Source organism: Microbacterium sp. HJ5 (genome assembly GCF_054824025.1).
This window is the reverse complement of sequence record NZ_JSYE01000025.1, coordinates 1-22,788: the sequence shown is the minus strand read 5'-3', so window position 1 is coordinate 22,788 and position 22,788 is coordinate 1. Positions and strand designations below refer to the sequence as shown.

Genomic DNA, 22,788 nt, shown 5'->3' with positions numbered 1-22,788 from the left:
GGTGATCGGCGACAGCTCCTCCTCGGGCGGTTCCGCCGCCCCCGGCGGGACCGGCGGCGGCACGGGCACCACGGGCGGCGGTGACTCGGTCCTCGGCGGGACCCAGATCCTCGCGCCGGTCGCGGTGCCGATCACCGTGGGCGGCAACGCCGTCTCCGTGGTCGGCGACACCACCACGCAGGTCCCCACGGGACCGGTCGACCCGACCGATCCGACGGACCCGACCGATCCGACGGACCCGACGGACCCGACCGACCCCACGGACCCCACGGACCCGTCGGGTCCCCTGAGCCCGACCGGCCCGACCGACCCCAGCGGTCTCGGCTCGTCGGATGGCGGTGACGACGCGACTGGTTCGCCGGCCGTCGCGAGCGTCACCGCACTCGCCGCCACGGGAGGGATGGGCGCGTTCCCCGCGCTGCTGATGGGCCTCGTGCTCCTCGCAGCCGGCGCGTTCGCGTTCATGTCGCGGCGACGCTCCGCGTGAGTCGCGGCCGGAGGCTCCCCCAGAGTGCCTCCGGCTGCGCAACGCGCGAGCGGCGGGAGGGCCGCTCCCCACCGGCCCTCCCGCTCCCATAAGCCTCGCCGCTGGATCGCGGGGCGGGCGTCTTGCCTGGACCGCCCGCTCCGTGACCGGAGGCCTGAGACAAGGCGGATGCCGCAACCGGGGGGCTATCGGTATCCGTCTTCGGGGGAGATGGAAAAGGCGGATGCCGCGGACCATTCGGTCCGCGGCATCCGCTCTTCGTCTTTCGCCTTACTTGGCGGCAACCACCTGCAGGGTGATCACGGCGGTGAGGTCGTCGCGCAGACGGACCGTCGCCTCGTGCTCGCCCACCGACTTGATCGGCGAGGTGATGTGGATCTTGCGCTTGTCGAGGTCGCCCAGGCCCGCGGCCTTGACGGCGTCGGCCACGGCCTCGGTCTTCACCGAGCCGAACAGACGGCCCTCGGCGCCGGCCTTGACGGCCAGGCGGACCTTGCTGCCCTCGAGGGCGTCCTTGAGGGCCACGGCCTCTTCGTGGTCGTGGATCGCGCGAGCGTCACGGGCGGCGCGGATCGACGCCACCTGCTTCTCGCCACCACGGGTCCACGCGACCGCGAAGCCCTGGGGGATGAGGTAGTTGCGGGCGTACCCGTTCTTGACCTCGACCACGTCACCGGCGCTACCGAGCCCGGCGACCTCATTCGTGAGAATCAGCTTTGCCATTGGGTGCTCCTTAGCGGCCGGCGCCGGCGTAGGGCAGGAGCGCCATCTCGCGCGCGTTCTTGATCGCCTTGGCGATCAGACGCTGCTCCTGCACCGAGACACCGGTGATACGACGGGCACGGATCTTGCCGCGCTCCGAGATGAACTTGCGGAGGGTGGCGACGTCCTTGTAGTCGATGACGCCGACACGGATCGCCTTCGCGGGAGCGGCGTTCTTCGCGCCCTTCCGCGGCTTCCGGCGGTCGCCGGTTGCCTTTCCAGCCATGGTGTTTCCTTACTGAGTGTGAGATTCGACGGATGCCGGGGCATCCGGATGTCGTTTAGAACGGGGTGTCGTCGCCGTAGGCGCCGGGAGCGGCCCAGGCGTCGCCGCCCGAGTTGCCGCCGGCGGCGTTCGCCGAGCCGGGGGTCGACCACGGCTCGTCGGCGACCTGCGTCTGACCGCCGCGGGATTGACCGCCGCCGCCTGTCGCACGCGTGACCTGGGCGGTCGCGTAGCGGAGCGAGGGGCCGATCTCGTCGACCTCGAGCTCGATGGCGGTGCGCTTCTCGCCCTCGCGCGTCTCGTAGGAGCGCTGCTTGAGGCGACCGGTCGCGATGACGCGGGAGCCCTTCGTCAGCGAGCCTGCGACGTGCTCGGCGAACTCGCGCCAGACGCTCGCGCGGAGGAACAGCGCTTCGCCGTCCTTCCACTCGTTGGCCTGGCGGTCGAAGTTGCGCGGCGTCGACGCGATCGTGAAGTTCGCGACGGGGAGACCGTTCTGCGTGTAGCGCAGCTCGGGATCAGCCGTGAGGTTGCCCACGACGGTGATGATCGTCTCGCCGGCCATCGTCGTTACGCGTCCTGCTTGGCGGGCTTGGAGGGACGGGCAGCCTTGCGGGCGGCCTTCTCGTCGGCGCGGGCCTTCTCGGACGCGATCATGGCGATCGCCTCTTCGGCACGGAGGACCTTGGTGCGCATGACCTGCTCGTTGAGGTTGAGCTGGCGGTCGAGCTCCTGAGTGGTCTCGCTCGTGGCGGTGAAGTTGACGACGGCGTAGATGCCCTCGGTCTTCTTCTGGATCTCGTACGCCAGACGGCGGCGACCCCAGATGTCGATGTTCTCGATCGTGCCCCCGTCAGTCGTGATGACCTTGAGGAACTTGTCGAGGTTCGGAGCGACCTGGCGCTCGTCGATCTCAGGGTTCAGAATGACCATGAGTTCGTACTGGTGCGTCACTAACCCACCTCCTTCGGACTTGAACGGCTGTCGGGCATTTCCCGGCAGCAGGAGGGTGTGTTGCACGTCATCCGGCTTGTCGCGCGCTGGGGCGCGTGCGGACAACCCTCCCATGGTACCGGATGCCCGGTCAGGCGCCGAATCCGCGCGTCAGGTCGCAAGGCCCCACAGCCACCCGGCGGCGACGAGGCCCAGGGCGATGCCCAGGGCGAGGACGCCGAGCGACAGCATCCAGTCGCCCGCCGTCGGAGCGACCGGGTCGGTCACCGCGCCCGCCCGGCGCCCGAGGAGCCGCGTGGTCGGTGCCTCGTTCGCCGACGTGAACGGTCGTCCGGCCGGCCCTGCTCTCCGAGGAACGACAGCACCCAGGCGCGGTCGGCATCAGGGCCGGGCGGAGCGAGCGGGTAGTGGGGCGGTGTCGACGAGAAGGAGATCGGATGCCGCACCCCCGGCGTCTGCGCGTCACCGGCGCGGGCGATCGGGTCGAGCCCCAGCGCGCGGGCGCGATCGAAGGCCTCGCCCACGTCGAGGATCCGCGCGGCCGGGACCCCCGCGGCCGACAGGAGACGCTCCCACTCCATCGCGCTGCGTGCGTCGAGCGCCCGTTCGAGCACCGGCCGGAGCTCGTCGCGCCGGGCGCTGCGATCCGCGGCCCGGGCGAAGCGCGCATCGGCGGCGGCATCCGGAATCTGCAGGATGCCGCACAGACGCGTGAACTGCCGATCGTTGCCCACCGCGATCACGAGGTCGCCGTCGGCGGTCGGGAACGGACCGTACGGGAAGATGCTCGGGTGGTCGGCGCCCAGCCGCTGCGGCACCACATCGGCGAGCGCGTACGCCCCGGACTGGTTGACGAGGGCCGACAGCGCGGACGACAGCAGGTTCACCTCGACGTGCTGACCCTCGCCGGTGGCGTCGCGGTGACGCAGGGCGGCGAGCGCTCCGAGTCCGGCGTGGAGGCCGGTCACGACGTCGACGATCGCGACGCCCGACTTCGTGGGCGGGCCGTCGGCCGGACCGGTCACGCTCATGAGACCCGACATCGCCTGCGCCAGCACGTCGTAGCCGGGGAGCTCTGACCCGCGCCCGAAGCCGGTGATCGAGACGTACACGACGTCGGGGTTCTCGTCGCAGACCGCGGCGTAGCCGAGGCCGAAGCGGTCGAGGCCGCCGGGCCGGAAGTTCTCGATCACGACGTCGGCCCGGCGTGCGAGGTCGCGCGCGACGGCCAGGTCGCCGGGGTCGTCGAAGTCGAGGGTGATCGACCGCTTGCCACGGTTCACCGACAGGTAGTAGGTCGCCTCGCCGTCGCGGGCGGGCGGGGTCCACTGACGCGTCTCGTCGCCACCCGGACCCTCGACCTTGATGACCGTCGCGCCCAGGTCGGCGAGCAGCATCGTGCAGTACGGCCCCGCGAGCACGCGCGTGAAGTCCGCGACGACGATGCCGGCGAGCGGGCCCGGGCGCGCGCCGCGCGCCGTCACCGGAAGGCCCCGATGCCGGTGAGGTGCTGACCGAGGATCAGCGTGTGCACCTCGTCGGTGCCCTCGTACGTGCGCACCGACTCGAGGTTCGCGGCGTGGCGGATGGGCGAGTGCTCCAGCAGCACCCCGTCGCCTCCGAGGATCGTCCGCGCCTCGCGCGCGATGCGGATCGCCTCGCGGACGTTGTTGAGCTTGCCCAGGGAGATCTGAGTGGGGGTCAGGGCTCCGGCATCCTTCGCCCGTCCCAGCTGCAGCGCCAGCAGCGCACCCTTCTGCAGCTCGACCACCATGTCGACGAGCTTCTGCTGCGTGAGCTGGAACGACGCGATCGGCACCCCGAACTGCTCGCGGCGCAGCGCGTGCCGCAGCGCCGCCTCGTAGCTGTCGCGCCCCGCCCCGAGCGCGCCCCACACGATGCCGTAGCGCGCCTCGTTGAGCGCCGAGAACGGACCGCGCAGTCCCTGCGCGCCGGGAAGGAGAGCGGATGCCGGCACCCGCACGTCATCGAGATGCAGCTCCGTCTGGATCGACGCCCGCATCGACCCCTTCGGCTCGAGCACGCTGGCGTGGAATCCCGGCGCGTCGGTGGGCACGAGGAACCCCCGCACGCCGTCGTCGGTCTGCGCCCACACCACCACGAGCCGGGCGATGGTGGCGAGGCCGATCCAGCGCTTCGCCCCGGACAGCACCCAGTCGTCGCCGTCCCGTCGGGCGAATGTCGCCATGCTCGCCGGGTCGGATCCCGCGCCGGGCTCGGTCAGGCCGAACGCGCCGATCACCTCCCCGGCGGCCATGCGCGGCAGCCACTCCTGCTTCTGCTCCTCCGATCCCCAGCGGTGGATCGACCCCATCGCGAGAGAGCCCTGCACCGACACGAAGGTCCGCAGGCCCGAGTCGCCGGCCTCGAGCTCGAGTGCGGCGAGGCCGTACTCGACGGTGCTGCGGCCGGGGCATCCGTAGCCCTCGAGCGTCATGCCGAGCACGCCCAGCTCACCGAACGCGGGCGCCAGCTCCCGCGGGAAGTGCGCGCGGTCGAACCAGTCCGCGATGTGCGGGCGGATCTCGGCATCGACGAAGGCGCGCACGCGGTCGCGGGTCGCCCGTTCGGCGTCGCTCAGCAGAGCGTCGAGTCCGAGGACATCGGATGCCGCGCGCAGCGCGTCGAGATCGTCGGGGTTCCTCGGCTCCATCGCCGCCTCCTCACAGTGGTCGAGCCCCATTCTGCCGGGCAGGCCCGCGTCGCCGCGGCCGCGCGCCGGTAGCGTGAACGGCATGACCGTTCCCGCGCCGACGACGCCGTCGTATCCGTTCGACGCGCGGCCGCTCGTCGAGCCGGTCGACCCTGCGGCGAGCAAGGCGTTCCGCCAGCAGCTTCGCGAGAACGGCCGGGTCCCGGGCGCGTTCAGCGGCGCGTCCCTCGGGGTGGCGATCGTCGTCGGGTTCATAGTGATCGGCTTCGGCTCCGTCATCGTGACGACGCTCGTCAGCGTGTTCTTCGCTCTCATCGGCCGCAGCGGCGTCGGCGTGTTCGCGGGGCTCGTGCCGCTCGTGGTCGTCGCGGGGGTGATCGGGCTGCTGGTGTTCGGCGTCATCGCCGGCAACCGGAGCAGTGCGAACCGCATGTACCGCCTCGACCGGTTCGCGCGCGCCAACGGCATGACCTACCTGCCGGTGCTCGGCAGTCAGGGGCTGCCGGGCATGATCTTCGGGATCGGCAGCTCACGCCAGGCCACCGACATCGTGCGCGGCGACCGCCCCCGCTTCGTCGAGTTCGCGAACTACCGGTACACGACGGGGTCGGGCAAGAACAAGACGACCCACAAGTGGGGGTACGTTGCGGTGCGGCTCGACGTGCCCCTGCCGCACATCGTGCTCGATGCGACGGGCAACAACAGCATCTTCGGATCCAACCTGCCCGCCACCTTCGACAAGGATCAGCGACTCAGCCTCGAGGGCGACTTCGACCGGTACTTCTCGCTCTCCTGCCCGCAGGGCTACGAGGTGGACGCCCTCTACCTCTTCTCGCCCGACATCATGGCCCGCTTCATCGACAACGCTGCGGCCCTCGACGTCGAGATCGTCGACGACTGGATGTTCCTCTACGCCAAGCGCGACTTCTCGACGCTCGACCCCGCGACCTGGGCGTGGTTGTTCTCCGTGGTCGGCGCCCTGCTCGACAAGCTCGCCCAGTGGGCCCGGTGGCGCGACGACCGCCTCCGCGCGCAGGCGTCGGCGCTGACGGATGCCGCGCCCGCCGGCACCACGCCGGATGCGGCGGCCGGGGACGCGGCATCCGCTGTGCCCTTCGTCGCTCCCCTCGAGGCGCTCCGCCCGCCGCCGGGGGTCGCACCCCAGGGGCGCCGCCTGCAGCGCGGCGTGCCGTGGGTGTCGATCATCGCGATGGGCGGCGTGATCCTTTTCTGGATCCTCAGCCAGACGGGCGTGCTGGGGGTCTTCTTCCGCTAGGCGCGGCCTCGCCGGCGGCTCGCCGGTCAGACGGGTGTCCGCAGGCCGAAGTGTGCGATCTCGTCGTCGCGCAGCATCCGGGATCTGATGATGAACCGATTGCCGGTCGGGCCCTCGACGCTGAAGCCCGCGCCCCGGCCAGGCACGACGTCGATCGTGAGGTGCGTGTACTTCCAGTACTCGAACTGCGCCTCCGAGATGAAGACGTCGATCGGCTCGGCGAGCCCGGCGTCGAGGCGGCCGAGGTGCACATCGCTCGGGCCGATGAGGAACATGCCCACCGGGTAGCACATGGGCGCGCTGCCGTCGCAGCAGCCGCCCGACTGGTGGAACATGAGCGGTCCGTGGGCGTCGGTGAGGTCGCGCAGCAGGGATGCCGCGGCGTCGGTCACCGCCACCCGCGAGCAGGAGTCGTCCGTCGTCATCGCTCAGTTCTCCGTTCGGTGTGCGCGAGGCGGGAAGCGACCCGGGCGGAGGCATGTGGGGTGCGCTCCGCCCGGGCCGGGCGGGGAGGGATCAGAAGAAGCCCATCGAGCCCTCGGCGTACGAGACCAGCAGGTTCTTCGTCTGCTGGTAGTGGTCGAGCATCTTGAGGTGGTTCTCGCGGCCGATGCCCGACTGCTTGTATCCGCCGAACGCCGCGTGCGCGGGGTACTGGTGGTAGGTGTTCGTCCAGACGCGTCCGGCCTCGATCGCCCGTCCGGCGCGGTACGCGGTGTCTCCCGACCGGCTCCACACGCCCGCCCCGAGCCCGTACAGGGTGTCGTTGGCGATCGAGATCGCGTCGTCGAAGTCGTCGAAGGACGTGACCGAGACGACCGGCCCGAAGATCTCCTCCTGGAAGATGCGCATGTCATTCGTGCCCTCGAACACGGTCGGCGCGACGTAGAACCCCTCGCTGAGGTCGCCGCCCAGGTCGACCCGCTCGCCGCCGGTGAGCAGCTTCGCGCCGCCCTGCTTGCCGATGTCGATGTAGCTCAGGATCTTCTCGAGCTGATCGTTGGATGCCTGTGCGCCGATCATCGTGGCGGGATCGAGCGGGTTGCCCTGCACGATCCTCGACACGCGGTCGAGGCCGTCGCCGAGGAAGCGGTCGTAGATCGAGCGCTGTATGAGCGCGCGCGACGGGCAGGTGCAGACCTCGCCCTGGTTCAGCGCGAAGAACGTGAAGCCCTCGAGCGCCTTGTCGTAGTACGCGTCGCCGGTGTCGCGCGCGACGTCGTCGAAGAAGACGTTCGCGCTCTTGCCGCCGAGCTCGAGCGTCACGGGGATGAGGTTCTGCGACGCGTACTGCATGATCAGCCGGCCGGTCGTGGTCTCCCCCGTGAACGCGACCTTGCGGATGCGCTTGTGCTGCGCGAGCGGGGCGCCCGCCTCGATGCCGAACCCGTTGACGATGTTCACCACGCCCGCGGGGAGCAGGTCGCCGATGATGTCGAACAGGAACAGGATCGACGCCGGCGTCTGCTCGGCGGGCTTGAGCACGACGCAGTTGCCCGCGGCGAGCGCCGGTGCGAGCTTCCACGTCGCCATGAGGATCGGGAAGTTCCACGGGATGATCTGGCCCACGACGCCGAGCGGCTCGTGGAAGTGGTACGCGACGGTGTCCTCGTCGAGCTGGCTGAGCGTGCCCTCCTGCGCCCGCAGCACGCCGGCGAAGTACCGGAAGTGGTCGACGGCGAGCGGGATGTCGGCGGCGAGGGTCTCGCGCACGGGCTTGCCGTTCTCCCACGTCTCGGCGACGGCGATCTTCTCCAGGTTCTGCTCGATGCGGTCCGCGATCCTGTTGAGGATCACCGCCCGCTCCGCGGGAGTCGTGCGCTTCCAGCTCTCGAACGCGCGCCATGCGACGTCGACCGCACGGTCGATGTCCTCCGCGGTGCCGCGGCCGACCTCCGTGAACGGCTTGCCGTTGACCGGGCTGATGTTCTCGAAGTACTGGCCCTTGATCGGCTCCACCCACTCGCCGCCGATGTAGTGGCCGTAGCGGGGACGGTAGTCGGCGATCGAGCCGCGCTGCCCGGGGGCGGCGTAGATGCTCGACACGCCCTCTTCGACGATGGTCATGGTGGTCTCCTTCGACGCTGTCGCGACGGTCGTCGTCGCGTGGGTCGAAGGTAGGCCCGGGGAGGTTGCAGTTCGTTGCGTCGGGCTCGGCGAGGGTGCCGGTGCGGCCCGCGATCAGGATTCGAGGCGCTCGATCCGCGCGACCAGCCCCGCGCGCTTCGGCGACCGAGCGGGCAGCATCGAGAGGCAGAGCCGCAGCAGTTCCGCGTCGTCGGCTGCGGCATCCGTCTCGGAGAACGCGAGCAGGACGTCGACGGATGCCTCGGCCATGAGCGCTTCGCGCAGCGCCGTCCGCACGGTGTCGCGGAACTCCTCGACGCCGGGCGCAGCGGAATCGGGCAGCACGTCGCCGCGGTACGCCGCGAGCGCAACACGGTGCGCGCCTCGGTCGAGGAGCGAGAGGACCTGATGGGCGTCGGTCTCGAGCTCGACGCCGAGGCGATAAGGCCGTGACTGCGGGACGAGTGCCGGCGCCGTCCGCTCGAGCACCTTGCGCAGGCGCACCAGTTCGGCGCGCAGAGTGACCGTGGCCTCGGGATCGCCGTACACGAGCTCGGCCAGCCGCTCGGCGGAGAGGCCCTGGCGGTGGGTGGCGAGCATCAACAGCAGTTCGGCATGGCGCGGGCCCAGCTCCGAGACGATCTCGACGCCGTCGCCGGCCACCTCGAGCAGCGCCCGGTCGCGGGCGAGCACGCGCAGTGTCGCCCGGGTCGCCTCGACCCGCCTCGACGGCCGCCGGGGCGTGGTCGGCTGCGCGCGGGCTCTGAGCCGGGCGACCAGGAGCTCGCCCTCGACCGCGCGGGCCGTGGCATCGACCAGCAGCTGCGCCTGCGGCGTGACGGCCTCGATGCCTCCGGTGACGTCGATGACTCCGAGGAGCCGTCGCGTCTCCGGGTCGTGGACCGGCGCGGCGGTGCACGACCACGGCTGCACCAGGCGGTTGAAGTGCTCGGCGCCGCGGATCTGCACCGACCGGTCGAGCGCGATCGCCGTGCCGGGCGCCGACGTGCCGACCGCGCCCTCGGACCAGTTCGCGCCTTCGACGAACCCCATGTCGCCGGTGAGCGAGCGCACGCGACGATCGCCCTCGACCCACAGCAGACGACCGGCCGCGTCGCCGACCGCGACGGCGACGCCGGAGTCGTCCGCGCCGCCAGGCAGCAGCAGCCCTCGGACCATCTCGACAACGCCCGCCAGCGGGTGGGCACGGCGATAGGCGTCGAGGGCGTCCGCGTCGAGGTCGAGCGGCGGGAGAGCCTCGGCGCCGACGAGGCTCTCGAGCGACCGGCGCCACGAGTCGCGCACGAGGTCGCGCACGTCCTGCAGCCGCTCGTCAGCGGCGTTGCCGGCCAGGAGCTCCTCGTGCGCGCGCTCGATCAGCAGGCGGGAGGTCTCGGGCGACACCTCGCGCCGCTGCGACCACGGCGATGACATGGGGCTCCGATCGACGGCGGTGGAGCGTGGGTCCAGTGTAGGCGCGGGCCGCTCCGGGGCGGCCGGCTCAGCCGCGGGCTGCCCACCATTCGCGCAGGCGGCGCTCGGCCTCTTCCTCGCCGACGATCCCCTCGTCGAGCCGCAGGTCGAGCAGGAACCGGTACGCCTCGCCCACCTCGCGTCCCGGCGGGATCCCGAGCAGCTCCTGTATGCGGTTGCCGTCGAGCTCGGGCCGCATGGCATCGAGCTGCTCCTGCGCCGAGAGCTCGGCGATGCGGCGCTCGATGTCGTCGTAGGCGCGCGCGAGGCGCCCGGCCTTCTTGGCGTTGCGGGTCGTGACGTCGGCGCGGGTGAGGATGTGCAGGCGCTCGAGCTCGGCGCCGGCGTCGCGCACGTAGCGGCGCACAGCGGCGTCGGTCCACGCGCCCTCGGCGTAGCCGAAGAAGCGCAGGTGCAGTTCGATGAGCCGCGTGACGACCGACGTCGTGTCCGAGTCGAACCGCAGCGCCTGCAGCCGCTTGCGCGCCAGCCGCGCGCCTTTGACGTCGTGGTGGTAGAAGGTCACGCCGCCGCCGGGTTCGAGCCGGCGCGTCGCGGGCTTGCCGATGTCGTGCAGCAGCGCGGCGAGGCGGAGCGGCACGTCCGGCGCATCGCCGGGGTGGCGGGACGCCTCGAGCTCGATCGCCTGGCGCAGCACCGTGAGCGAGTGCTCGTACACGTCCTTGTGGTGGTGGTGCTCGTCGACCTCGAGCTGCAGGGCGGGGATCTCGGGCAGGAACTCCTTGAGCAGCCCCGTTTCTACGAGGAGCCGGATGCCGCGCACCGGGTCGTCGGTCTGCAGCAGGCGCACGAGCTCACCCTGGATGCGCTCCGGGCTCACGATCGACAGCGTCGAGCGCAGCCGGGCCATGGCGTCGACCGTCGCCGGGTCGACGTCGAACCCGAGCTGGGCGGCGAAGCGCGCCGCACGGAGCATGCGCAGGGGGTCGTCGCCGAAGCTCACGGTCGGGTCGGCCGGCGTGCGCAGCCGCCGCGCGACGAGGTCTTCGACACCGCCGGTCGGGTCGACGAGCGTGCGGCCGGGAACGCGCAGCGCCATCGAGTTGACGGTGAAGTCGCGTCGCACGAGGTCGCCCTCGAGCGTGTCGCCGAACTCCACCGTGGGCTTGCGGGTCACGCCGTCGTAGCTGTCGGCGCGGTACGTGGTGATCTCGACCTGCTCGCCGGCGACCTTGGCCCCGATCGTGCCGAACGCCCGCCCGATGTCCCACTGCGCGGTGCTGATGGGTTTGACGATCCGGAGGATCTCGTCGGGCAGCGCGTCGGTCGTGAAGTCGAGGTCGTTGGTGGGGCGACCGAGCAGCGCGTCGCGCACCGGACCCCCGACGATGGCGAGGTCGCGCCCCGCGGCGGCGAAGGCGTCGGCCAGCGTCGCGACGACGGGGGACTCGGCGAGCGCGCCGAGGCGCGCGACGCCCTCGGCCATGTTGAGCATGGGTTCCAGCCTACCGAGGGCCCGGCGCGGGCCCCCTCACGCGAAGCGCAGGAACCCGGTGAAGGTCAGCTCGCGCACCCGCGGCAGCAGATCGGCGCGCAGGGCAGCGGCATCCGCTCCCAGAAGCTGGGCGATCGCGTCGATGAGCACCCCGGCCGGCAGGTCGCCGTCGCACGCGCCGACCAGGGCGGCGAGCGCGGGGTCGACGCCGAGCGCCCGGCCGAATCCGCCGCCCTGGCGCAGCTCGATGACGGTCGGGTCCTCCTGGCCGGGCACGTGGTGCCGCGCCTCGGTGACGTCGGGCGCGACGACGAGGACGGATGCCGCGAACCCGGCGTCGTCGAGGGCGGTGAGGCGATCATGCGCGGCGAGCGCGTCGGCGAGGTGCCGCCCGAGCCCGTCGCCGGGCAGCGCCTGGTGCAGCGACTCGAAGCGCGAGAGCGTCGGTTCGCCGGAGGCCGGGCGTCGCAGCAGCACGTAGCCGAAGCCCACCTCAGTTACCTCGCGTGCGGTGAAGTCGTCGAGCCACGCGTCGATGAGCCGCGCGAAGCCGGGCGTGCCGGGAAGCGTGCCGCCGTCACGGACCCACAGCTCCGCGTACGACAGCGGGTCCAGGCTCTCGCGCTCGACGACCCAGGCGTCCAGCGGCACGGGCGACGCGGCGACCCATTCGCGCACGCGGTCGAGTCCGGGCGTGCCGGCGCGGGTCTCCCAGTTGCCGAGCAGCTGGGCGATGCCGCCCGGCTCGAGGTGGTCGCCGACGCCCCGCACGAACGCCGCGACGACGTCGTCGCCCTCCATCCCGCCGTCGCGGTACTCGTAGGCGGGCACATCCCCGACGCGCGGGGTGATGACGAACGGCGGGTTCGAGACGATCCGGTCGAACCGCTCGCCCGCGACGGGCTCGAAGAGGCTGCCGAGCCTGGTCTCGATCGCGTCGACGCCGTTGAGCAGGGCGTTGAGCCGCGTGAAACCGAGCGCACGCGGAGAGATGTCTGTCGCGACGACGTGTCCGACGCTGCGTCGGGCGCGCAGCGCCTGGATGCCGCATCCGGCGCCGATGTCGAGTCCCCGCGCGGCCGGGGTGGGTAGCTGCAGCGCGGCGAGGGTGAGCGAGGCGCCGCCGACCCCGAGGACGTGATCCTCGGGCAGCGGTCCGCCGAGCGCCGCCTCGTCGAGGTCGCTCGCGATCCACCAGCTGCTGCCGCCGTCCGGCGCCTCGGCATCGGCGTACGACTGCGGACGCACCACGGCGAGCGGCCGTACCTGCCCGCCTTCGACGCTCGCCAGACCGAGCCGCTCGAGCCCGTCGGGGCCGGTGCGGGGCAGTGAGCGGGACACGGATGCCTCGGACTGCGGCATCCCGAGCATGAGGAGTCTGCCCAGCACGGCCACCGGGTCGTCACGCTCGGCGAGCGCACGATCCGCCGGCGCACGCAGCCCCCGCGCGATAGCGTCGTCGGCCGCGTCACCCCACGCGCCGCGCAGCGCCTCGGCGGTGTAGCCGGCGGCGGCGAGGTCGGCGGCGAGGTCGCTGCACAGGGCGGGATCCGGTTCGGGGAGCACGGCTCCATTCAACCGCGCACCGCGGCTCCCCGCCCGCGTACCGGAACCTCGGAGGGTCCGACCGTAGAATCTGACTCGATCGTGCGGTCCGGACATCGCACAGGAGCGAACCACACAGATGACCGTGATCCCCTCGCGAACGCCCGCCCGTCGCCGCGCCTCGCGCGCCGCCGCGGCCGCCGTCGCGATCCTGATGGGCCTGACGCTCCTCAGTCCGGGGACCGCCTTCGCCGACACGCCCACGCCCACCCCCACCCCCACCCCCGCGCCGCCGATCCCGGCCGGCACGACGGCCTTCACCCTCGCACCGATCTCGAACGGGATCGTGCGAGCCGGCGACGCGCTCGCGGTGTCACTCACCCTGCAGAACGAGACGGCGAGGCCGACGCCCGCCGTCACCGCGACTGTCTCCCTCGGCCGGACGCCCCTCGCCGACCGCGGCGATCTGACGGCGTGGCTCGACGGCGAGGCGTCGGGCGTCCGCACGACCCCCGTCGCCACCGCCGCGATGGACGCCGTGCCCGCGAACTCGGCGAACGTCGTCTCGGCACGCATCGAGGCGGACGACCCCGCCCTCGTCGGGCTCGAACCGGGGGTGTACCCGCTGCAGGCGACGTACGAGTCGCCCGCCGGCACCGTCACGTCGACGAGCGCCGTGATCGTGCCGCGCGGCGGGCGTGACGAGATCGGCATCGGCGTGATGGTGCCGATCACGGCCGACCCCACCTCCGCGGGACTGCTGACCGCCGAGCAGCTGACGACGATGACCGCGCCGGGCGGCGAGCTCGCCGCCCAGCTGGACGGCGTCGAGGGCACGCCCGCGATCCTGGCCGTCGACCCGGCGATCCCCGCCTCCATCCGGGTGCTCGGGTCGGCAGCGCCCCCGTCGGCCGCCGCGTGGCTCGCGCGCCTCGAGGCGCTGCCCAACTCGCGGTTCGCCCTGCAGTTCGGCGACGCCGACGTCATCGCCCAGCTCGAGGCGGGCGTGGGGCGACCGCTGGCGCCCACCTCCCTCTCGGCCTACATGAACCCGGCCGACTTCGTGCCCGAGGCCGACCAGACGCCGACCGCCGAGCCGGTGCCCACACCCACCCCGACGCCGACCGCGCCCGTCGATCCCGAAGCACCCGTCTACCCGTCGCTCGCCGAGCTGCTCGACATCGGCGGCAGCGCGCGCAGCGGCGTGTACTGGCCCGCCGCGGGCACCGCCGGCCCGGGCGCGGTCGCCGACCTCGGAGAGATCCGCGTCGACGAGCAGGCGTCCATCACCGTCGTCTCGTCCGAGTCCACCGCCGCCGGCGCGGCCGGGTCGACCGTCGCGGCGCACGGCCGCGTCGGCGACGCCGAAGTGCTCCTGTACGACGCAGACGTCTCTGCCGCACTCGAGGCGGCATCGGCTCTGGAAGAGCCCCCGCTGCGCGGCGCCGAGCTCGCCGCAGCGACCGCCTACCTCGCCTTCGCCGCGGTGGAGACGCAGGGGGCGCCCCTCCTCGTCTCGATCGGCCGCAATCCCGACCGCTCCCGCGTCGCGATCAGCACGAGCATCGATGCGGCGGCCGAGGCACCCGGCGTCACGCCGTTCACGCTCGGCGGGCTGGTCAACTCGACCGCCACCGGGGTGGAGCTGGAGGACGCGGCCCCCGAGACGGCGCGCGCGGGCGCGGCATCCGCTCTCCTCGATCAGGAAGCCGAGCTCGCGCGATTCGCGACGATCCTCGACGACACGAGCCTGCTCACCGGGCCCGAGCGCGCCGAGATCCTTCAGCTCCTCGGCCTCGGCTGGCTTCCCGACGAGGTGGCCTGGGCCGCCGCCGTCGCGGCACACCGCCAGGCCACGGCCGTCACCCTGGATTCCGTGGGGCTGGTGCCGAGCGAAGACATCAACCTCTTCGGCTCGAACGTCGGACTGCGGTTCTGGGTGCGCAACGACCTGCCGTACCCGGTGAACCTCGTGCTCTACGTGACACCCGACGACCTGCGGCTCGACGTGCAGCGGGCGAACCCGCTCGTCGCCCAGCCCGGGAGCAACAGCCGCGTCGAGGTCCCCGTGCAGGCGCGCATCGGCAACGGCCAGGTCACCCTCGACCTGCAGCTGCGCAGTCGCGCCAGCGTCGCGATCGGCGACCCCGAGTCGGTCGACGTCAACGTGCGCGCCGAGTGGGAGACGTTCGGCATCACGGCGCTCGCGATCGTCGTCGGCGGGCTGCTGCTGCTCGGCATCGTGCGGACCGTGCTCAAGCTGCGCGCGCGTCGGCGCAGAGGGGCGGATGCCGCGGCCGAGGGCGCCGCGCCGGGCTCGCCGGAGCCGGCGGGTTCCGCCGACCCTGCGCCCGAGCCGGATGAGGAGCACCGCGCATGAGCGTCGCCCGTGCCAGCCTGCTGATCGGCGCCGGCACGATCGTGTCGCGCCTGACCGGCTTCGTGCGCGCGATCGTGCTGGTGTGGGCCGTGGGCGCCACCACCGTCGGCGGCAACACGTTCACCGTCGCGAACCAGCTGCCCAACAACATCTACGCGATCATCTCCACCGGGCTCCTGAGCGCGGTCGTGGTGCCGCAGATCGTGAAGGCCGCCGCCCACGACGACGGCGGCCGCGCCTTCGTGTCGAAGCTGTTCACCCTCGGCACCGTCGTCCTGCTGGGCACGGCGGTGATCGCGACGGTCGCGGCGCCGTGGCTCGTGAACCTCTACGCGCCGGACTACGGGCCCGAGCAGCAGGCCCTCGCCACCGCGTTCGCCTACTGGTGCCTGCCGCAGATCCTCTTCTACGGCCTGTTCGCGCTCGTGGGCGAATCGCTCAACGCCCGCCGGGTGTACGGGCCGTACACGTGGGCGCCGATCGTCAACAACCTCGTCTCGATCGCAGGCTTCCTGGCCTTCATCTGGCTGTTCGGCGCCGGCACCGAGAGCACCCGGTGGACCCCCGAGATGGTGGCCCTGCTCGCCGGCACCGCGACGCTCGGGATCGTCCTCCAGACGGGCATCCTGTTCCTCTTCTGGCGCAAGACGGGCATGCACGTGCGGCCGGACTTCCGCTGGCGCGGCGTCGGGCTGGGGCAGATCGGGAAGCTCGCGGGCTGGACGTTCCTCATGGTGCTCGCCGGCCAGCTCGCAGGCCTCGTGCAGTCGCGCGTGATGTCGCGGATCCCGGAAGGCGACCCGGCGTTCATGGTGGTCGCCAATGCGTGGCTGATCTTCATGCTCCCGTACTCGATCATCGTGCTCTCGATCGGGACGCCCTACTTCACCCAGCTCAGCGAGCACGCGAGCGCCGGCCGCGACGACGACGTCCGCGCCGACGTGGGGCGCAGCATCCGGACCCTCGGTCTGTTCATCGTCGCCGCGACGGCCGCCCTCGCGACGGCGGCCGTGCCCGCGTCGCGCATCTTCACCGATTCGCCCGGCGAAGCCGTGGCGGCCGCCGGCGTGCTCCTCTGCTACCTCGTGGGCCTCATCCCTCTCGCCGTGCTCTTCGTGATCCAGCGCACCTTCTACGCCTACGACGACACCCGCACGCCGTTCTTCTTCACCCTCGGGCAGTGCATCGTCGTCGTGCTCACGGCGCTCCTCGCCGGGTGGGCGGTCACCGCCGACATCATCGCGCTCTCACAGCTCGCCGCCGCCGTCGCGCTGGGCCAGTCGATCGCCAGCGTGCTGCAGGTGATCGCGGCCACGTGGCTGCTTCAGCGCCGGCTGGGCGGTCTCAGGATCGGATCCTGGATGCTGTCCCTCGGCCGCTTCGCCCTCGCCGCGCTCCCCGCCGCGGGCGCGGGCTGGCTCGTCTATCAGGCGCTCGGCGGTGCCGACGGCTGGATGGTGGCCGACCGGCTGCTCGGCGCCCTCGGAGCGGCCGTGATCGGCACGGTGGTGCTCATCGTCTACATCGCCTTCCTCGCCCTCCTGCGCACTCCGGAGCTGTCGACGGCGACGGCCCTCGTGAAGCGGATGCTGCCGGGCGGACGCTGACACGGCCGGTCGACGGCAGGCCGCAGGGGACCCGCGCAGCGGAATGCCCCGCGGTTACCATGTGTTGAGCAGTACGGGGCCACAGCCCCGCAACGAAAGGGTACGCAGTGCGTCACGTCATCATCATCGGTTCGGGTCCTGCGGGCTACACGGCGGCGATCTACGCCGCCCGTGCCAACCTCGAGCCGCTCGTGGTCGCGAGCTCGGTCGAGGCCGGCGGCGACCTGATGACCACCACCGACGTCGAGAACTTCCCCGGCTTCCCCGAGGGCATCCAGGGTCCCGATCTGATGACCAAGATGCAGGAGCAGGCCGAGCGGTTCGGCACCGAGGTGCTCTACGACGACGTCGTGTCGCTCGAGCTCGACGGTGACGTGAAGAAGATCGTCCTCGGCAGCGGCAAGGAGTACGAGGCCCGCTCGATCGTCTACGCGACCGGGTCCGCGCACCGCAAGATCGGCATCGAGGGCGAAGAGCGTCTGTCGGGCCGGGGCGTCTCGTACTGCGCCACGTGCGACGGCTTCTTCTTCCGTGAGCGCGTCATCGCCGTCGTCGGCGGCGGCGACTCCGCGATGGAAGAGGCCACGTTCCTGACGAAGTTCGCGTCGAAGGTCTACGTGATCCACCGTCGCGACGAGCTGCGCGCCTCGAAGATCATGCAAGAGCGTGCCTTCGCGAACGAGAAGATCGAGTTCGTCTGGAACAGCGAGGTCGTCGACGTGCTCGGCGACGACGCGGTCACCGGCGTCGTACTCGAGAACACCGTCGACGGCACCCGCAGCGACCTCGCGATCGACGGCCTCTTCGTCGCGATCGGCAACGACCCGCGCACGCACCTCGTTCACGACAAGCTCGACCTCACACCCGAGGGCACGATCTGGGTCGACGGCCGCTCCTCGCGGACCTCGGTGCCCGGTGTCTTCGCCGCGGGCGACGTCATCGACCCGACGTACCGTCAGGCGGTCACCGCCGCCGGCAGCGGCACCGTCGCGGCTCTCGACGTCGAGCACTACCTGGCCTCGATCGGCGAGGCCGGTGCGCCCGATGTCGTCGGCGACCAGATCGAAGGCCTCCCCGAGGCGTCCGCCGAGCCGGCTTCCGAGGCCGACGCCGCCTGACCTCCGCGACCCACGGGCAGCGGAACAATCCGCGCACCTCGGGCGTTGACCCCTGAGAACGACTTCCCACCGAAGGAGAACCCATGACCGCCAAGGCGACCACCTCCGCCACGTTCGACCAGGACGTGCTCCAGGCCGAGGGCCCCGTCCTCGTGGACTTCTGGGCAGAGTGGTGCGGTCCGTGTCGCATGGTCTCGCCCGTCCTCGACGAGATCCAGTCGGAGCACCCCGACAAGATCACGATCCTGAAGCTGAACGTCGACGAGAACCCCGACCTCGCGATGAAGTACCAGATCACGTCGATTCCGGCGATGAAGGTCTTCAACAAGGGCCAGGTCGAGACGACGATCATCGGCGCCAAGCCGAAGTTCGCCCTCGAGAAGGACCTCGCGGCGTACATCGCCTGATCGCGTCAGCTCGCAGCCCCGCTGATACCGGAACATGACTCCGGATCAGCGGGGCTTTCTGCTGTATGCCCCGTGAGGCATCCGTTGCCGGCGCGACGAATCTCGCGGCAGGATGTCGATCTCGGGCTCCGTCGTTCGACGTACGGAGTGAGGGGGCCGGAGCGGCTCTCAGGGCCGGAAGGCTCGCGACGACAAGGAGCAGGACATGCGTTACATGCTGATCATGCAGGTGGAGCCCGAAGCAGCGGCGAAGGCCGCGGAGACGCTCGACCTCGCGGAGGTCATCGCCGTGATGGGCGCCTACAACGAGGAGCTGCAGAAGGCGGGGGTGTTCCTCTCGGCGGAAGGCCTCTCCGACGCCGAAGAGGGATTCCGGGTCGACTTCTCGTCAGTGCCTCCCGCCGTCACCGACGGACCGTTCGCCGAGGCCCGCGAGGTCTTCACGGGATTCTGGATCCTCGAGGTCGCCAGCCGCGAAGAGGCCGAGCACTGGGCGCGCAAGTGCCCGCTCGGACCCGGCACCGCGCTGGAGGTCCGCCGCGTCAACGAATTCGCGGACTTCGAGTCCGTCGACAGCGAATGGGTGGCCAAGGCGCAGGAGTGGCGCGCCGCGAACAGCTGAGCTCCGGTGGGATCAGGACGCGTCCGCACGCACCGTCGCGTCCCAGCGGCGGTGCGTGTTGGCGTCGCCCAGCAGCCGCCAGACCGCGCGGGTGAGTTCGGGATAGTCGAGCGCGATCTGTCGCAGCACCCGATAGTGCCGGGCCGCATTGGGCCGCGACCCGCCGTTGGCCTCGATGTTCTCGGCGCGGAGCGTGAACACCACGAGCTCGTCGACGGTCGGCAGATCCTCCATGAAGTCCCACGGATCTTCGCCGGCACGCAGACGCTCGGCGATCACGACCGCGAGCTCATCGGACGCCTCGGCGCGCAGCAGCTCGAGACTGGCCCGGCGGCGCGGGGTCTGATCTGCGTTCGGCACCCCTCCAGGGTACGACGCCGCACCGACGTACGGCTTCGTTTCACGCCTACGCTGGCAGCATGATCGCTGCTGCGGGCTCCGGCGACGCCGTGCACGCTCGCCGCGCCGTCGAGGCGGTGTGGCGAGCCGAGTCGGCGCGCATCGTCGCGGCGCTGACGCGCCAGACCGGGGATTTCGCGTGGGCGGAGGATCTCGCCCAGGACGCGCTGCTCGAAGCCGTCGCGAAATGGCCTGGCGGCGGCATCCCGGACAATCCCGGCGCGTGGCTGCTCGCGGTCGCGAAACGGCGCGCGATCGACGGCTGGCGTCGGCGTGAGCGCCTGTCGCAGCGCGAGCCGCTCCTCGCCGTGGAGGTGCAGGACGCCGAGCGGCGCGATGCCGTGCCCGAACTCGCCGACCCCGACCGCATCGACGACGACGTGCTGCGTCTCGTGTTCGTCGCGTGCCACCCCGTGCTGCCGGCGCAGGCCCGCCTGGCGCTGACACTGCGCACCGTGGCCGGACTCACGACCGAGGAGATCGCGCGGGTCATGCTGATGACCGTGCCGACCGTGCAGCAGAGGATCGTTCGAGCGAAGCGGTCACTCGCCGAGGCCGCCGTGCCGTTCGAGGTGCCGGACCGCGCGGAGCGACCTGCGCGGCTCGCCAGCGTCCTGCAGGTCATCTACCTGCTCTTCACCGAGGGGTACGCCGCGGCCGCGGGTGAGCGGCCGCTTCGCCCCGACGTCGCGCGCGAGGCGGTGCGCCTGGCGCGGCAGCTGCACGCGGTGATGCCCGGTGAGCCCGAGATCGACGCGCTCATCGCACTGATGGAGTTCCAGTCCTCGCGCTTCGCCGCTCGCACCGACCGCGAGGGCCTGCCGCTCACGATGGCCGAGCAGAACCGCCGCCAGTGGGATCGCTCGGCGATCGCGCGCGGACGCGAAGCGCTGAACAGGGCGGATGCCGCGGGTCGCGGCCTCGGCTACTACGGGCTGCAGGCGGCCATCGCCGAGTGCCATGCGGTCGCGCCCTCCTTCGCCGACACGGACTGGCCGCGGATCGTGCAGCTGTACGACGCGCTGCTGTCGCTCGCTCCGTCCGCGGTGGTGCGCCTGAACCGCGCGGTGGCGGTCTCGATGACCGACGGTCCCGATGCGGCCCTGCTCCTCGTCGATGCGCTCGAGCAGGAGCTCACGGGCTTCCGGCCCCTGCACGCGGTCCGCGCCGAGCTGTTCGACCGCCAAGGGCGGACGGATGCCGCGGCCGCTGAGTTCCTCGTCGCCGCCGAGCTTCCGGGCAACGACGCCGAGACCGTCCTCCTACGACGACGCGCGGCGGCGCTCGCGTGAGCGCTCGGTGCTGGGGTGCTGGGTGCAGTGTGGCCGGCGGTCAGGCGGCGCCGTAGCCGCTCTCGCCGAGCTCCTCGAGGATGCGGTTCAGGTCCTGGACAGTCGCGAAATCTATCGTGACCTGGCCTTTTCGCGCCGTCAGCGAGATGCGGACGCGGGTGTTGAGCCGATCGCCCAGTCGCTCGGCGACCTCGTCGAGGTGACCACGGCGAGAGCCCGCCTGCGGCTTGACCGAACGCAGGCCACCGGCATCCGGCATCTTCGCGGCGGCTTCCGCCGCACGAACCGAGAGGTCTTCGTTGACGATCTTGTCGGCCAGGCGCTGCATCGACTCCGGGGTGTCGAGCGAGAGGATCGCGCGTGCGTGTCCTGCGGTGAGCACCCCGGCGGCGACGCGCTGCTGCACCGGCACGGGCAGCTTGAGCAGGCGGATCGTGTTGCTGATCTGGGGGCGCGAGCGGCCGATGCGGGTCGCGAGCTCCTCCTGGGTGATGCCGAAGTCTTCCAGCAGCTGCTGGTAGGCGGACGCCTCCTCGAGCGGGTTCAGCTCGGACCGGTGGAGGTTCTCGAGGAGAGCGTCGCGGAGAAGGTGCTCGTCGGCGGTCTCGCGGATCACAGCAGGGATGGAGGTGAGGCCGGCTTCGCGCGCCGCGCGGGTGCGGCGCTCGCCCATGATGAGCTCGTAGTCGCCGTCCTCGTTCGCGCGGACGACGACGGGCTGCAGCACGCCGAACTCGCGCACGCTGTGGACCAGTTCTGCGAGGTCTTCGGGATCGAAGTGGGTTCGCGGCTGGCGCGGGTTGGGAACGATCGAGTGCGGGTCGATGTGCGCGAGGCGTGCGCCCGGAACCTGCAGCAGCTCCTCGGTGGTGGTGTCGTCGCCGTCGGTGGCAGCTGCCACGTCGTCGGCGGTGACTGCCCGGGGGAAGAAGACGTCGGCGGGACGGTCCTCAGCAGGCTCCGTCGTCGGGATGAGTGCCCCGATCCCCCGTCCTAGGCCTGTGCGCTTGGCCATCAGGCGCCCCCTTCTGTCGTCGATTCGGCTGTGGCTGGTTCCGCGACGGCACCGTCGCGGCGGATGATCTCGACGGCGGCCTCCCGGTACGCGATGGCGCCGGCCGACTGCCCGTCGTACGCGATGACCGTCTGACCGAAGCTCGGTGCCTCGGAGACACGCACCGACCGCGGGATGACCGTGTCGAGCACCTCGCGCGCGAAGTGGTCTCGGACCTCTTCGGCCACCTGCTGAGCGAGGCGGGTGCGGCCGTCGTACATCGTCAGCATGATCGTGGAGAGCGTGAGACCCGGGTTGAGGTGCTTCTGGATCATCCGCACCGTGCCGAGCAGTTGGCTCAGGCCTTCGAGAGCGTAGTACTCGCACTGGATGGGGATGAGCAGCTCGCCCGCGGCGGTGAACGCGTTGATCGTGAGGAGCCCGAGCGACGGCGGGCAGTCGATCAGCACGAAGTCGATGCGCTCCTCAAGGCTCGCCAGATACTCGTCGAGTGCGGTGCGGAGGCGGTGCTCGCGGGCGACCTGCGAGACGAGCTCGATCTCGGCGCCGGCGAGATGGATCGTGCTCGGCGCGCACAGGAGGTTGGGTGACTCCGGGCTCACCTGGACGATGTCGGCCAGAGGGAACTCGTCGATCAGCACGTCGTAAACGCTGGGGATATCGGCGGTGTGCGGCACGCCGAGCGCGGTGGAGGCGTTGCCCTGCGGGTCGAGGTCGATCACGAGCACTCGCGCGCCCACCGATGCCATCGCGGCAGCGACATTGACGGTGGTCGTGGTCTTACCCACGCCGCCCTTCTGGTTCGAGACCGTCAGGATGCGGGTGCGTCCGGAGAGTTGAACGTCGGTGCTCTCAAGGACGCGGCGTCGCGCGGAGAGATCGGCGAGTTCTCGGGCGAGAGGGGTGTCGTCGAACGAGAAGGATGCTGTGGCCTCCGCCTCGTCGGGCTGTTTCACGTGAAACACTCTCCCTTTCGCGAGCCGATCAACAACGTCCTCCACTCTATCCCGCCCCCACCCCCATGCCCC

Annotated in this window: 22 protein-coding genes; 8 read left to right on the top strand and 14 right to left on the bottom strand. The window is 71.4% G+C overall.

The window, feature by feature from the left end; all coding sequences use genetic code 11:
* A partial coding sequence (locus OB08_RS12185; protein ID WP_461475077.1) for an LPXTG cell wall anchor domain-containing protein occupies nucleotides 1-487 on the top strand: 487 nt, incomplete at its 5' end.
* Nucleotides 488-757: 270 nt separating this feature from the next.
* Here OB08_RS12185 and rplI read toward each other — a convergent pair.
* The 6 genes from rplI to OB08_RS12155 all read right to left on the bottom strand — a co-directional run bounded on the left by rplI (nucleotide 758) and on the right by OB08_RS12155 (nucleotide 5,103).
* Nucleotides 758-1,210, bottom strand: a complete 453-nt coding sequence (gene rplI, locus OB08_RS12180; protein WP_461475075.1) for a 50S ribosomal protein L9 — start codon at nucleotides 1,208-1,210, stop codon at nucleotides 758-760.
* A gap of 10 nt (nucleotides 1,211-1,220) precedes the next feature.
* Nucleotides 1,221-1,475, bottom strand: coding sequence for a 30S ribosomal protein S18 (rpsR, locus tag OB08_RS12175; protein ID WP_005054609.1), 255 nt, complete (start codon nucleotides 1,473-1,475; stop codon nucleotides 1,221-1,223).
* Nucleotides 1,476-1,530: 55 nt separating this feature from the next.
* Nucleotides 1,531-2,040, bottom strand: a complete 510-nt coding sequence (locus tag OB08_RS12170; RefSeq protein WP_461475072.1) for a single-stranded DNA-binding protein — start codon at nucleotides 2,038-2,040, stop codon at nucleotides 1,531-1,533.
* A gap of 5 nt (nucleotides 2,041-2,045) precedes the next feature.
* Entirely contained in the window at nucleotides 2,046-2,429 is a 384-nt protein-coding gene (gene rpsF, locus OB08_RS12165; RefSeq protein WP_461475071.1) for a 30S ribosomal protein S6, read from the bottom strand.
* Nucleotides 2,430-2,692: 263 nt separating this feature from the next.
* Complete coding sequence (locus tag OB08_RS12160; RefSeq protein ID WP_461475069.1) at nucleotides 2,693-3,913, bottom strand: CaiB/BaiF CoA transferase family protein; 1,221 nt, start codon at nucleotides 3,911-3,913, stop codon at nucleotides 2,693-2,695.
* Nucleotides 3,910-5,103: an acyl-CoA dehydrogenase family protein gene (locus OB08_RS12155; protein ID WP_461475068.1), complete on the bottom strand. Its 1,194-nt coding sequence runs from the start codon at nucleotides 5,101-5,103 to the stop codon at nucleotides 3,910-3,912. Before OB08_RS12155 ends, OB08_RS12160 begins: the two co-directional genes overlap by 4 nt.
* Nucleotides 5,104-5,185: 82 nt before the next feature.
* On the opposite strand from OB08_RS12155, the gene OB08_RS12150 reads away from it, so the two are divergent.
* Nucleotides 5,186-6,379: a hypothetical protein gene (locus OB08_RS12150; protein WP_461475066.1), complete on the top strand. Its 1,194-nt coding sequence runs from the start codon at nucleotides 5,186-5,188 to the stop codon at nucleotides 6,377-6,379.
* Between the two features lie 26 nt (nucleotides 6,380-6,405).
* Here the strand turns inward: OB08_RS12150 and OB08_RS12145 are convergent, their stop codons facing one another.
* The 5 genes from OB08_RS12145 to OB08_RS12125 all read right to left on the bottom strand — a co-directional run bounded on the left by OB08_RS12145 (nucleotide 6,406) and on the right by OB08_RS12125 (nucleotide 12,941).
* A complete protein-coding gene (locus OB08_RS12145) occupies nucleotides 6,406-6,804 on the bottom strand; it encodes a DUF779 domain-containing protein (RefSeq protein ID WP_461475064.1) in 399 nt (132 codons plus the stop codon).
* 91 nt (nucleotides 6,805-6,895) lie between these two features.
* Entirely contained in the window at nucleotides 6,896-8,446 is a 1,551-nt protein-coding gene (gene exaC / locus OB08_RS12140; protein WP_461475062.1) for an acetaldehyde dehydrogenase ExaC, read from the bottom strand.
* A 114-nt stretch (nucleotides 8,447-8,560) separates the two neighbouring features.
* Nucleotides 8,561-9,880: a sigma-54-dependent transcriptional regulator family protein gene (locus OB08_RS12135; protein WP_461475060.1), complete on the bottom strand. Its 1,320-nt coding sequence runs from the start codon at nucleotides 9,878-9,880 to the stop codon at nucleotides 8,561-8,563.
* A gap of 67 nt (nucleotides 9,881-9,947) precedes the next feature.
* Nucleotides 9,948-11,375, bottom strand: a complete 1,428-nt coding sequence (locus OB08_RS12130) for a CCA tRNA nucleotidyltransferase (RefSeq protein WP_461475058.1) — start codon at nucleotides 11,373-11,375, stop codon at nucleotides 9,948-9,950.
* Between the two features lie 36 nt (nucleotides 11,376-11,411).
* Nucleotides 11,412-12,941 carry a DUF7059 domain-containing protein gene (locus OB08_RS12125; RefSeq protein ID WP_461475056.1) on the bottom strand — a complete coding sequence of 510 codons (1,530 nt, stop codon included), beginning with the start codon at nucleotides 12,939-12,941 and terminating at the stop codon, nucleotides 11,412-11,414.
* 124 nt (nucleotides 12,942-13,065) lie between these two features.
* Between OB08_RS12125 and OB08_RS12120 the strand changes: the two genes are divergently transcribed.
* From OB08_RS12120 to OB08_RS12100, 5 genes are all read left to right on the top strand, one after another.
* Nucleotides 13,066-15,300 carry a DUF6049 family protein gene (locus tag OB08_RS12120; RefSeq protein WP_461475054.1) on the top strand — a complete coding sequence of 745 codons (2,235 nt, stop codon included), beginning with the start codon at nucleotides 13,066-13,068 and terminating at the stop codon, nucleotides 15,298-15,300.
* The gene (gene murJ / locus OB08_RS12115) at nucleotides 15,297-16,907 is read left to right on the top strand and encodes a murein biosynthesis integral membrane protein MurJ (RefSeq protein ID WP_461475052.1); all 1,611 of its coding nucleotides are present in this window, start codon (nucleotides 15,297-15,299) and stop codon (nucleotides 16,905-16,907) included. Before OB08_RS12120 ends, murJ begins: the two co-directional genes overlap by 4 nt.
* 107 nt (nucleotides 16,908-17,014) lie before the next feature.
* Nucleotides 17,015-18,025: a thioredoxin-disulfide reductase gene (gene trxB / locus OB08_RS12110; RefSeq protein WP_461475051.1), complete on the top strand. Its 1,011-nt coding sequence runs from the start codon at nucleotides 17,015-17,017 to the stop codon at nucleotides 18,023-18,025.
* An 83-nt stretch (nucleotides 18,026-18,108) separates the two neighbouring features.
* Nucleotides 18,109-18,432 (top strand): thioredoxin, encoded by a 324-nt coding sequence (gene trxA / locus OB08_RS12105; RefSeq protein WP_461475050.1) that lies wholly within the window; start codon nucleotides 18,109-18,111, stop codon nucleotides 18,430-18,432.
* 205 nt (nucleotides 18,433-18,637) lie between these two features.
* Nucleotides 18,638-19,054 carry a YciI family protein gene (locus OB08_RS12100; protein ID WP_461475048.1) on the top strand — a complete coding sequence of 139 codons (417 nt, stop codon included), beginning with the start codon at nucleotides 18,638-18,640 and terminating at the stop codon, nucleotides 19,052-19,054.
* A 12-nt stretch (nucleotides 19,055-19,066) separates the two neighbouring features.
* Here the strand turns inward: OB08_RS12100 and OB08_RS12095 are convergent, their stop codons facing one another.
* Nucleotides 19,067-19,414 (bottom strand): tryptophan synthase subunit alpha, encoded by a 348-nt coding sequence (locus tag OB08_RS12095; protein ID WP_461475046.1) that lies wholly within the window; start codon nucleotides 19,412-19,414, stop codon nucleotides 19,067-19,069.
* 59 nt (nucleotides 19,415-19,473) lie between these two features.
* Between OB08_RS12095 and OB08_RS12090 the strand changes: the two genes are divergently transcribed.
* Nucleotides 19,474-20,745 (top strand): RNA polymerase sigma factor, encoded by a 1,272-nt coding sequence (locus tag OB08_RS12090; RefSeq protein ID WP_461475044.1) that lies wholly within the window; start codon nucleotides 19,474-19,476, stop codon nucleotides 20,743-20,745.
* A gap of 40 nt (nucleotides 20,746-20,785) precedes the next feature.
* Here the strand turns inward: OB08_RS12090 and OB08_RS12085 are convergent, their stop codons facing one another.
* A complete protein-coding gene (locus tag OB08_RS12085) occupies nucleotides 20,786-21,760 on the bottom strand; it encodes a ParB/RepB/Spo0J family partition protein (RefSeq protein ID WP_461475043.1) in 975 nt (324 codons plus the stop codon).
* The gene (locus OB08_RS12080; protein WP_461475041.1) at nucleotides 21,760-22,716 is read right to left on the bottom strand and encodes a ParA family protein; all 957 of its coding nucleotides are present in this window, start codon (nucleotides 22,714-22,716) and stop codon (nucleotides 21,760-21,762) included. The genes OB08_RS12085 and OB08_RS12080 overlap by 1 nt, the downstream gene beginning before the upstream one ends.
* Between the last annotated feature and the right edge of the window lie 72 nt (nucleotides 22,717-22,788).

Bases quoted from the DNA above. Each gene is read 5' to 3' on its own strand.
- OB08_RS12145 (WP_461475064.1), bottom strand. From the start codon at position 6,804: ATGACGACGGACGACTCCTGCTCGCGGGTGGCGGTGACCGACGCCGCG.
- rplI (WP_461475075.1), bottom strand. From the start codon at position 1,210: ATGGCAAAGCTGATTCTCACGAATGAGGTCGCCGGGCTCGGTAGCGCC.
- OB08_RS12100 (WP_461475048.1), top strand. From the start codon at position 18,638: ATGCGTTACATGCTGATCATGCAGGTGGAGCCCGAAGCAGCGGCGAAG.
- OB08_RS12130 (WP_461475058.1), bottom strand. From the start codon at position 11,375: ATGCTCAACATGGCCGAGGGCGTCGCGCGCCTCGGCGCGCTCGCCGAG.
- OB08_RS12085 (WP_461475043.1), bottom strand. From the start codon at position 21,760: ATGGCCAAGCGCACAGGCCTAGGACGGGGGATCGGGGCACTCATCCCG.
- OB08_RS12155 (WP_461475068.1), bottom strand. From the start codon at position 5,103: ATGGAGCCGAGGAACCCCGACGATCTCGACGCGCTGCGCGCGGCATCC.
- OB08_RS12170 (WP_461475072.1), bottom strand. From the start codon at position 2,040: ATGGCCGGCGAGACGATCATCACCGTCGTGGGCAACCTCACGGCTGAT.
- murJ (WP_461475052.1), top strand. From the start codon at position 15,297: ATGAGCGTCGCCCGTGCCAGCCTGCTGATCGGCGCCGGCACGATCGTG.
- OB08_RS12090 (WP_461475044.1), top strand. From the start codon at position 19,474: ATGATCGCTGCTGCGGGCTCCGGCGACGCCGTGCACGCTCGCCGCGCC.
- OB08_RS12150 (WP_461475066.1), top strand. From the start codon at position 5,186: ATGACCGTTCCCGCGCCGACGACGCCGTCGTATCCGTTCGACGCGCGG.
- trxA (WP_461475050.1), top strand. From the start codon at position 18,109: ATGACCGCCAAGGCGACCACCTCCGCCACGTTCGACCAGGACGTGCTC.
- rpsR (WP_005054609.1), bottom strand. From the start codon at position 1,475: ATGGCTGGAAAGGCAACCGGCGACCGCCGGAAGCCGCGGAAGGGCGCG.
- OB08_RS12135 (WP_461475060.1), bottom strand. From the start codon at position 9,880: ATGTCATCGCCGTGGTCGCAGCGGCGCGAGGTGTCGCCCGAGACCTCC.
- exaC (WP_461475062.1), bottom strand. From the start codon at position 8,446: ATGACCATCGTCGAAGAGGGCGTGTCGAGCATCTACGCCGCCCCCGGG.